Consider the following 9,584-nt stretch of genomic DNA (forward strand, 5'->3'; position numbering starts at 1 on the left):
TTTAACCAATTTATTACTATATTTGAAAACAGGATTCAAGTATAAAACCCGAATCCTGAAGTTTTCTATTTACACAAAATGGTGGACAGTGCCAATTCACAATACAGAATTCAGCCCTCTTTTCACTTAATATACTTTGAAAACTAACCTATAGCTTATTCAAGTCTGACTCTCATCTCTGTCACAGTCGGCTCTACGAAAGACTGACGTCCACCGTTTTCACCACGCAGACCATTATTTGAAGTTGCATCGTTACGATTCGGCGACTGATCGCGTACATACCATACTCCATCACGTTGCTCGGTGTCTTCACCATTCATTTTCCAATAACCTACCAGACCATCTGATTTCGAATCTACAAACATCATATTTTCGCGAATCTGATTGGCAGTGCGTGCTACTGACCATAAACGTACTTCGCTCATATATCCATTCCATTTACGGCTACTGTCATAGTCATAAGCATAGCCGATACAGAAACGTTCGTTCAAGTCGAATGTCAGTGAGCCAACAGTCTTATCGGCTATTTTCTCACCATTGAGATAGAGAGTAGCCATTCCCGCAGAAGCATCATAAGTGAACGCCACATGATACCACTTATTCAACTGGAACACAGACACATCAGGCATCTGCAATGCAACACTACCCGCCATCTGAAGTTCGTTGTCCGGGTGATTCAAGTCACCGGTACGCATAATTAAAGTACCTTCATTACCCATAATCGTACCCAAATTTTTCCAGCGCAAAGCATAAACCAATGCTTCGAAAGTGACGGAACCCGTTGATTTGTACACTGACGGCAGACGCACATCAAACCAACCCGGATTCACACGGTACACCTTATCAATGATAATCGGCTTCCTCACAACAATGTAAGTAACACTTGTACTGCTGATCTTTTCCACATCCGTACTGTTCACTAACACAGGCAGAATATAAGTCACCCCATCTTCACCTTTAGTAATATTCTTCACTAACAACTCACATGGATTGGCATAAAGTTCTCCTGCCTTAATGGTCGACGAAGCTCCCAGCATTTCATAGTTATCAGCAGTCAGAAGCTGTCCGGTCGTCCCATGTTTTTGATTATATTCATCCACAAGGTCCTGACCGCCTATCTGATAGCTCACCTTTACATCACTCTTCATCATATTTGACAGACGTGATATCAATTCACAGTCATAAGTATCTGCTTCCACTTCCACTCTTATCACATTACTCTCAAAATAAAGTTTGGATGTCAACAGATCACTTTCACTATCGTTACAACCAGCACCGAAGAAAGACAATGCAACCAGTGCACTTGCATATAAGATTTTGATACGTTTCATTACTGTTCTGTATTTTCATTAGATTGACTGTCCATATATTCCTTATAGGCCTCTTGATTGATTTGTATCGCATGGCGCACAAAATTGTAATCACGGGCATTATCATAGTCATTATCGAGTCGGAAAGCACCTACGCCGCCCTTCGGACCATTGACATGGTTATAGGCAGCCTGAGTCAGCAAAACACCACCGGACACCCATGATGACTCGAAGTTCTCGGTAAAGATGTGCTTACGATAGTCATAGTATTCTCCACACCAGCTTTGCAAGGTACTGACTCTCCTGTCAAGATTGGAATCTCCATACGCCTGAGTAATGAAATAGTCGAAGTAGGGAGCCGATTCTTTGTTCGAATTCCAGATTTCACCGTCTATCATAAAATAGTAGTACTTACCATTCGGACGTTCAGTTGCCTTCGGACCAAAGTATTTTCCTATCTCTTCTACCAAATAATGCAGAAATTCTCCACGCGGACCACCACGGCGGTCTTTCAAACTTCCGACATATCTTCCTCCGTCACCACCGTTATCCGGTTCCCAGTCAATGTCCAGACCATCATAATCAGTAGCTACGATAGTATCCACCAACGCCTTGGCATATTTTTGAATCGCTGTAATGTGATCTTCCGCACCCTTCTCTCCACTGGTAAAGCCCCAATATTCTTCTGTAGCCTTTTTTACCAGTTCATTGATTTCTTCACTGGAGGCTTCCGGGTTTTCAGCCTGTACTTTTTCTGAAACGGAAGTAGGCGTAATACCTGTCCCGATATTATGCAAAATGTAACAGACAGTGATCTTACCACCTTTCTTCTTCTGGAAAATCTCCTTATCGGCCAATTTTGCTTCATTCAAACCAAACGGACCGCTCCACATCGAAACCATATCGATACTGTCCGGCAATGATGCCAGATATCCCTTACGGATAGGGCCTTCGGGTGACCAGTTACTAAACCATCCGAAAAAAATGGGACGACCGTAATCCTTGCTTGTTGCCTTCCATGCACGAAGATCTGCATAATATTGTGCACTTTCTTCGTTATCCATCGTATTGTAACCACCGATATGCTCAAAGTCTTTGCTTTCTATATCGACACACGACGTAAACACCATCCCAATAATAGGAAGTATATATAAGATTCGTTTTAACATTTTCATATAAATCACAGATTAATAGATTCTATTTTTACAATCCCACCATAGCTGAGTGATTGCTTTATCTTTATCAGCACCACCCAAAAGATTCAAAGCTTCTTCATAATTGGCTCTGTCGTCTGCCGACTGAGAGAAGCTGAGAGGATACACCATACGGCGGATACCACCTTCACGAGTCACACCCTGCCCACGATTTGTCTGCACCTGGTTCAGTTTCGGATAACCGGTTCTGCGCCATTCGGTCCATGCTTCGTGTCCGTTAGGATAAAGGGCAATCCACTTCTGAATAATGATTTTCTCCAGTTTTTCTTCCGTCCCACCGCTGAATTCAGGTGTCGCGGCAGTAGGAGCAGCAGCACTGTAGCTATAATATGAAGCTCTCATATTATGGGCAATCGGAGTCAAGCCGGATGCCAAATAGTCATCTACAGACGAACTGACACCGTTTTCATCAAAGGATGTGGCAACACCTTGTTCATACAGTGCCTTCGCATCTCCAAACTCTGCTCCCCATCTCAATGCAGCTTCCGCTCTGAGAAAATACACTTCAGAAGCACGCATCCAGTAAGTAGGCGTGTTCGCAGCAATATTAGGCTTGGAGAAGTCGGTGTAAATCGTGTTTTGCTGATAAGCATTGCCGGGAGGAACTGCCTGATATTTTTTACCGTCATAAGCCTCTGTTGCATACGCACTGGCGGAAGCTTCAAAATAAGCACCCAGACGCGGATCTTTGTAACCCAACAAATAAGAAAACATGGAGGATCCCATACGACATTCATTATATTGGTTTGACAACCATTCTATGTTGTTACGAAATACCATTCCGGCTCCACTGCTCATCTGCGCTTCGTCCGCTTTAGCAGTCATCACGCCGACTTCGTGCTTCAAAGCTTGCAGTACATATTTCTTCGCAGTCGTTTCGTCAGCGTAACTGATACGCATTGCCAGCCGTAACATCAGCGAATTGGCATATTTGACCCATTTTCTCGTATCACCGCCATATACGGCATCATAATCGGCAACAATGGTTGCTCCTTGTTCTACTCTGGCTGTCAATATCTCAATAGCAGCAGTCAGGTCAGCAAACATAGCATTGAATGCGTCTTTCTCACTGTCAAAAGGAATAACCAAAGCAGGCTCACCCGCATGTGTATAAGGAATCGGTCCAAATGTTTCGAGCGTCTTATGCCATGCCGAAATCTTCAGAATCTGAGCCAAAGCGAAAACTTCCATTGATCCGGTTTTCTCGGATTCTTGTCTGATTTCCTTCCATGAGGAAAGCAATTCTGTATACGAATTCTTATAAGTAGCAGCCACCCAAGCGTCCTGTAAGTAATAGGTAGTATTGTTGCTACCGCTATACCAGTTGTTATTCTGTCCGAAAAATCCGCACCACGAATCGGCTGACAAATTGTAAGCAACCTGATATTGATTAATAGCCTCTGTATCGTCAGCTTGTGTTCCTACGGGAACTACAGCTCTTTGCATTGCTGTAACGGCGCCTCCGATGGCAACACCATCTCTTATCCCCATTTCGTTGGTCATCTCGAATGGATTGGTGTTTATTTCTTCGAAGTCACAAGCAGTAAAAAGCGCCAAAGCGCAAATGCCTGCCAATAGTTTATATTGATTTATCTTTTTCATGGGTCAATTATAATTTAAATTTAATACCGAAACCGAAACTCCTTACACTCGGTTGCATGAAATAATCATTACCTTGACCGTATGTTCCTACAGACGGAGTCAGTTCCGGATCATGCGGAGCCTTACTGTAGATCATCCAAGGATTGTTGGCAATGAATGACAAAGTAACATCTTTCAGTATATCCTTAAACCAAAGGTTAGGGAACTTATAACTCAAAGTCAGTTCCTGCAGACGGATGTTGGTAGCACTATATACATAATATCCGGAGGTAGTATAGTCTCCCGTACCTATCAACTGATAATATTTCTGAGCATCCACTCTTCCCTGTCCGGGCAATAAGACACCACCTGCGTCACGCGCTTCGGCAGATGTTTTTGATACTCCGAAACGGTCGAGGACAGCTTGGGTAGAAGAAGTTACCACACCACCGAAACGTCCGTTGATCAAGAAACTCAAGCCAAATCCTTTGTATGATAATGAGTTGCTCCAACCCATATTAAAGTCCGGTGCGGTCTTTCCTAAGAAAACCGGTTCACCCTGCTCGAGTCCGAACGAGCCGTCTTGCTTGATTTCAACATAGCCCTGGCTATCCTTCTTCAAGAAGGTATTGGCATAAATATCATTGATACTGCCCCCTACTTTCAGAATTACACGCCCGTTGTCTTTCCTTACTTCCGGGACGTTAATAGGTTCCGGGCTCATACTGGTATGGTAGTTTTCCACCATTTCTTTAATCTCGTTCACATTGCGGGAGAAGGTCAGGTTTGAAGAGAAGCTAAAATCCTTGAAGCTGTCTCTATATCCCAATGAGGCTTCCCATCCGTGATTCTGTACGTTACCTGCCTGCAGATAAATTTGTTTGTAACCCGAAAACTCCGGCAAGTCTCCGATAAATGTCTGATTGTATGTATTCGACTTATAATAAGTGACTTCTGCACTCAACTTGTTCCAGAAGCGAACACTCAATCCGAATTCATACGAACGGGTACGTTCTGCCTTGAAGTCGGTAAACGGATAGATACCTGTGGGAGATAACGCACCGCCCACTATCGGAGTGGTAACTGTTCCCGGAGTAAGTCCTGATTTAGATACCGGAGAACCTACTTCCGTATAAGACCCGCGCACCTTTAAATATGAAATAAATTCGGGCAGTTTCACCATTTCAGAGATAATGCCGGACAAACCTACCGACGGATAGAAGAATGACTCTTCATCGGTGTTTACCAACCTTGAGTTCCAGTCATTACGTCCGGTCAAAGTAAGATAAAGCATGCTTCTCCAACCCAGCTCGACATTAGCAAAGATAGCGTGATTGCGCACGCGACTGTCACCTCCATCTTCGGAAATACGACCGTTGGACGGGTCGATGTTGCTGGCTGCAAACAGGTTTGTCACTCCGAGCAATGTTCCTTTATAACCTCTTGCCAGCGACCAGTAGTTAGAATAACTATAACCCAAGTTGGCAGAAACATTGAAGTCATTAAACTGCTTATTGATGTTCAGCATAAAGTCAGCGTATTCCTGACGGTCTTTATAGTTGCTATAGTCATAAAGCCCCTTTCTGCCTTCGGCGAATTTTTGATCGGAAGTAGCATAAACCTTACGTTCGAACTGGACATGAGTATCGTCCATACGATAACGTCCGGCAAGATTTATCCAGTCTGTGATCTTATAAGTCAGTCCGACGTTGAACATATAACGGCTCTTTTCATTGGTTGCTATATTGCGGTAAGCAGTCCAGTAAGGATTCTGTGAACCATAAGTAGCATCGGCAATAGGCCAATACTGTATCGGAATGTTACGACTCTGATCGTAACGTTCAAAAGTCTTGATATCATCGAAACTTTCGCCACGCGGGAATAGATAAGCGGATATCACCGGATTCCAATATTGTCCCTGCGATACCATGTTTTTATCTTTCTGCTTCACGTAGGATGCACCTAAATCCAACTGCAATTTATCATCCAGAAAAGTAGCTGTATTACGAATCGTAAAATTCAAACGATCATAAGCATTGTTAGGAACAATACCTTTTGAATTCGTAGAAGATACGGAAGCAAACGTCTGGTTCTGCTTTGTACCGGTCGACAGTGTCAATGAATTAATGAAATTAGTTCCGGTATTAAAGAAATCACTCTTAGGATCATATGAATTAGGTCTGGACAGCTTATCGCCCCAGCTTTCGAACATACCTTCTTTATTTCCATAGGTATTCTGGAATTCAGGCATCATATATGCCTTACTGAATTCGGATGAAGAAGAAAATGATATCTGCAATTTCCCTTCCTGTCCTTTCTTCGTAGTAATCAGGACGACACCGTTTGCCGCGCTACTACCATACAGAGCAGCAGCCGAAGGTCCGCTCAGAATAGAAATACTTTCGATATCTTCCGGGTTAAAGTCGGCAACACCTTCTGTTCCGGCTTTGCCTTCACCCATGATACCACTGTCGGTGTTTCCCATATTGGTATTAAACAAAGGAATACCGTCAACTACATACAGTGCATTATTGTCTCCTTCGATGGATTTTGCACCACGCATTACTACACGCGTTGCACCACCGACACCGCTACCACTTTTGTTGATACTCACACCCGCTATCTTACCGTTCAGCGAATTAATGAAGTTAGCGTCTTTGATAGCGGTTATTTCATCTCCTTTTACTTGTTGCACATTGTAAGACAGTGCTTTCTCCGCACGCTTGATACCTAATGCCGTAACAACGACTTCGTCCAGTACCTCAGCATCCTGCTTCATGGTAACCGGATAAAACTCTTTATCGGAAACTGCAATCATTTGAGTTGCATATCCTATATAAGATACTCTCAGCCTGGCATTGCCGGGACCGCTAATAGAAAAGTTTCCATCAAAATCGGTTATTGTACCCGTAGAACTACCTTCCACTGATATATTTACCCCAATAAGAGGTTCACCATTCTCATCGGTCACTTTTCCCTTAATCATTTTCTGAGATTGTTGAGATTGCGCAGCAGGTTTCTTTTCGGTAACTATGATATAATTACCCTGAATCTGATACGAGAAACCAGTTCCTTTTAAGATTGCGTCGAGTGCAGTTGCCACTGATGCGTTTTCCAAGTTTAGTTCGGCTATTTTCTTTCCTTTCAGTTCGGAATCACTGTAATTAATAGACATCTTCGACTGCCGTTCCACAGCTTTCAACGCATCTACCGCAGTGATATCTTTTTGCTTGATAGTTATTTTACTATCATTTTGAGCAAAAGCGAGGGTCTGCAGCAACAATAGACCTAAAAAAATGAGAAATACTCGCTTTTGAGCAACATTATCTGCTATTTTTTCATAAATTTGTAGCATCTTTTTAGTATTAGTTAATTGGTTATTATTTTATGATCAATTGAAATAGCGTCAAGACACGCTAATATTAAAAAGAGAATGATTTCACATCCGGGAGAAACGGCCATTTCTTCCGGATATTTTTTTGCATAATGTATTAAATTAAAAAAGGTTCAACAATTATTCTTTATTCGTTATCTGTAATATAGCATTTATTTCCCCTGATTACATATTTGACATCTCCCGCTACTTGAGTTATAATCTGCATAACTTCTTCCAAAGTGGCTTTCTGTTGGAAACGGAAACTATACGTTTTATCATTCAGGCTGTGAAGGCTATAAACAAAGGTATAAGGGAACTTACGTTCGAGGCTTGTGAAAATCTCGTCCAGATGTATATTGCTGAAAACCAGTTCTCCACGCTGCCAGGCAGTCACATCTTCCATTCGCGGCGTTTGAAGGCTACGCTTTCGGGTCTGTTTATTATACATTATCTGCTCATTAGGTTTTAAAATCACATTAGATAATAGGTTATTAAATTCTACTTTCACACTTCCTTCCAGCAGAGTTGCAGTCAATTCATCATTCTCCGGGTAGGCATTCACATTAAACTCTGTTCCCAAAGCAGTAATTTGAAAATCATTGGCTTTTACAATAAAGGGATGTTCTTTATCCTGCTTTACCTGAAAATTTGCTTCACCAATCAAATATACACTGCGCGTTTTACCAGTAAACTGTTCGGGATACAGTAAAGTACTTTTCGAATTCAGCATCACCCGTGTACCGTCAGGCAATGTAAATTCACGTATTTCCGCTGTCGGTATATAATATTCTACCAGATCCTTTTGCGGCTTGTCCTTCTCCAGCATCAGATAGATTGAAACAGACGACACTGCCAACAAGAAAATAGCTGCCGCTCTCCATATAAGCAATTGATACTTCTTATCGGAACCGGCAGGTTGCATTCCTATATTTCGTTGCATCCGTTGTATCGACTGCTGCATGCCACGGGGTACCTTCTGTTCTCCCGCTTGCTGCCACAACGCATGGAGTGCTTCTTTTTTTTCTTCCGCATGGTTCTCATCTGCCAACCATTGCTGCACTCTTCTCCGCGTGCCCAATGAATATTCATTATGCCCGAATAACTCTATAATATGCTGAATATAATTTTTCATCCTCGTTTTTCTCCTTTATACTTTAAATACAACTAAAACAAAAACACTACTTAAATGAAAACAGAAAAAATAAAAAGAGGAGTACTTTCTTCAATTCTATAAGCACCAGATAAACCTGATGCTCCACCGTGCGAATAGAAATATTGAGCCTCTCCGCTATTTCTTTATAACTAAGTTCTTTAAAACGGCTAAGCTCGAATATTAATCTCCGGCGTTCCGGCATTTTCTCCAGAGTCAGGCGAATGACAAGCAGCATTTCTTCATAATATATGTTTTTCAGCGTGTCCTCACTTTCCATCAGTTCATGAAGTACCGCCTTTTCAAGATACCCTTCCTGATAGTCCTGTTCTATTTGCTGGTGTTTGAAGATATTCAGAATAATGTTTCGAGTCATTATAAAGAGATAGTTATCCAGTTCCTTTTCATTGTCTAGCCATATCTCGGGTTGTAACCAAAGTTTATAGAAAACATCTTGCGCTACATCCTCTGCATCAATCTCTGACCTAAGCAGCATCTGTGCGTAATTCTTTACTTTTGGGAAGTTTTCAGTAAAGAAACGCTGAAACTTTAATTCAATTTGTTTCACATTGATTTCCATTTTTGCTAAGATAATTATCGGTTACAAATATAAATTTAAGCATTCTCAAAGATTAGAAGGCAATAACGTCTCAATATTAAGACTTGTTTGCGTATATTTGCAATTATTCCGCATTTCAATTACAATCATAAAATTATTGACAATACAAAACTTCTTTTATAGCATACCAAAAAGAGAACAAACGTAAATACATGTATAAGAAATTGACTCCTTATCTAAAAAAGAGGAGAAGAGCCGGTCAGTGGTAAAAACAGAGAAACAAGAGGAGTATAAAGAAAAAAGAGGTTGTGTCAAAACGCTGGCACAACCTTTTTTTATGCACAAAGCCCAGACTTTCACAAGCCCGGGCTTTGTTATTACCCAAAGTTTTTGT

At 41.7% G+C, this 9,584-nt stretch carries 6 protein-coding genes; all 6 read right to left on the reverse strand.

Features of this window, described 5'->3' with window-relative positions; genetic code table 11:
• Positions 1-155 precede the first annotated feature (155 nt).
• The 6 genes from BLW31_RS23420 to BLW31_RS23445 all read right to left on the reverse strand — a co-directional run bounded on the left by BLW31_RS23420 (position 156) and on the right by BLW31_RS23445 (position 9,211).
• Entirely contained in the window at positions 156-1,331 is a 1,176-nt protein-coding gene (locus BLW31_RS23420) for a DUF1735 and LamG domain-containing protein (RefSeq protein WP_010536996.1), read from the reverse strand.
• Positions 1,331-2,485 carry a glycoside hydrolase family 18 gene (locus tag BLW31_RS23425; RefSeq protein WP_010536995.1) on the reverse strand — a complete coding sequence of 385 codons (1,155 nt, stop codon included), beginning with the start codon at positions 2,483-2,485 and terminating at the stop codon, positions 1,331-1,333. Before BLW31_RS23425 ends, BLW31_RS23420 begins: the two co-directional genes overlap by 1 nt.
• 12 nt (positions 2,486-2,497) lie before the next feature.
• Positions 2,498-4,126: a RagB/SusD family nutrient uptake outer membrane protein gene (locus BLW31_RS23430; protein WP_010536994.1), complete on the reverse strand. Its 1,629-nt coding sequence runs from the start codon at positions 4,124-4,126 to the stop codon at positions 2,498-2,500.
• Between the two features lie 7 nt (positions 4,127-4,133).
• Positions 4,134-7,460, reverse strand: coding sequence for a TonB-dependent receptor (locus BLW31_RS23435; RefSeq protein WP_010536993.1), 3,327 nt, complete (start codon positions 7,458-7,460; stop codon positions 4,134-4,136).
• A 166-nt stretch (positions 7,461-7,626) separates the two neighbouring features.
• Positions 7,627-8,613, reverse strand: coding sequence for a FecR family protein (locus tag BLW31_RS23440; RefSeq protein WP_010536992.1), 987 nt, complete (start codon positions 8,611-8,613; stop codon positions 7,627-7,629).
• 46 nt (positions 8,614-8,659) lie between these two features.
• Entirely contained in the window at positions 8,660-9,211 is a 552-nt protein-coding gene (locus BLW31_RS23445; RefSeq protein ID WP_010536991.1) for an RNA polymerase sigma-70 factor, read from the reverse strand.
• Between the last annotated feature and the right edge of the window lie 373 nt (positions 9,212-9,584).

The organism is Bacteroides faecis MAJ27, assembly GCF_900106755.1.
Classification (GTDB): Bacteria; Bacteroidota; Bacteroidia; order Bacteroidales; family Bacteroidaceae; genus Bacteroides; species Bacteroides faecis.

What these genes read in the sequence shown, in the direction of transcription:
- BLW31_RS23420 (WP_010536996.1), bottom strand. Translation starts at nt 1,331, where the DNA reads ATGAAACGTATCAAAATCTTATATGCAAGTGCACTGGTTGCATTGTCT.
- BLW31_RS23425 (WP_010536995.1), bottom strand. Translation starts at nt 2,485, where the DNA reads ATGAAAATGTTAAAACGAATCTTATATATACTTCCTATTATTGGGATG.
- BLW31_RS23430 (WP_010536994.1), bottom strand. Translation starts at nt 4,126, where the DNA reads ATGAAAAAGATAAATCAATATAAACTATTGGCAGGCATTTGCGCTTTG.
- BLW31_RS23435 (WP_010536993.1), bottom strand. Translation starts at nt 7,460, where the DNA reads ATGCTACAAATTTATGAAAAAATAGCAGATAATGTTGCTCAAAAGCGA.
- BLW31_RS23440 (WP_010536992.1), bottom strand. Translation starts at nt 8,613, where the DNA reads ATGAAAAATTATATTCAGCATATTATAGAGTTATTCGGGCATAATGAA.
- BLW31_RS23445 (WP_010536991.1), bottom strand. Translation starts at nt 9,211, where the DNA reads ATGGAAATCAATGTGAAACAAATTGAATTAAAGTTTCAGCGTTTCTTT.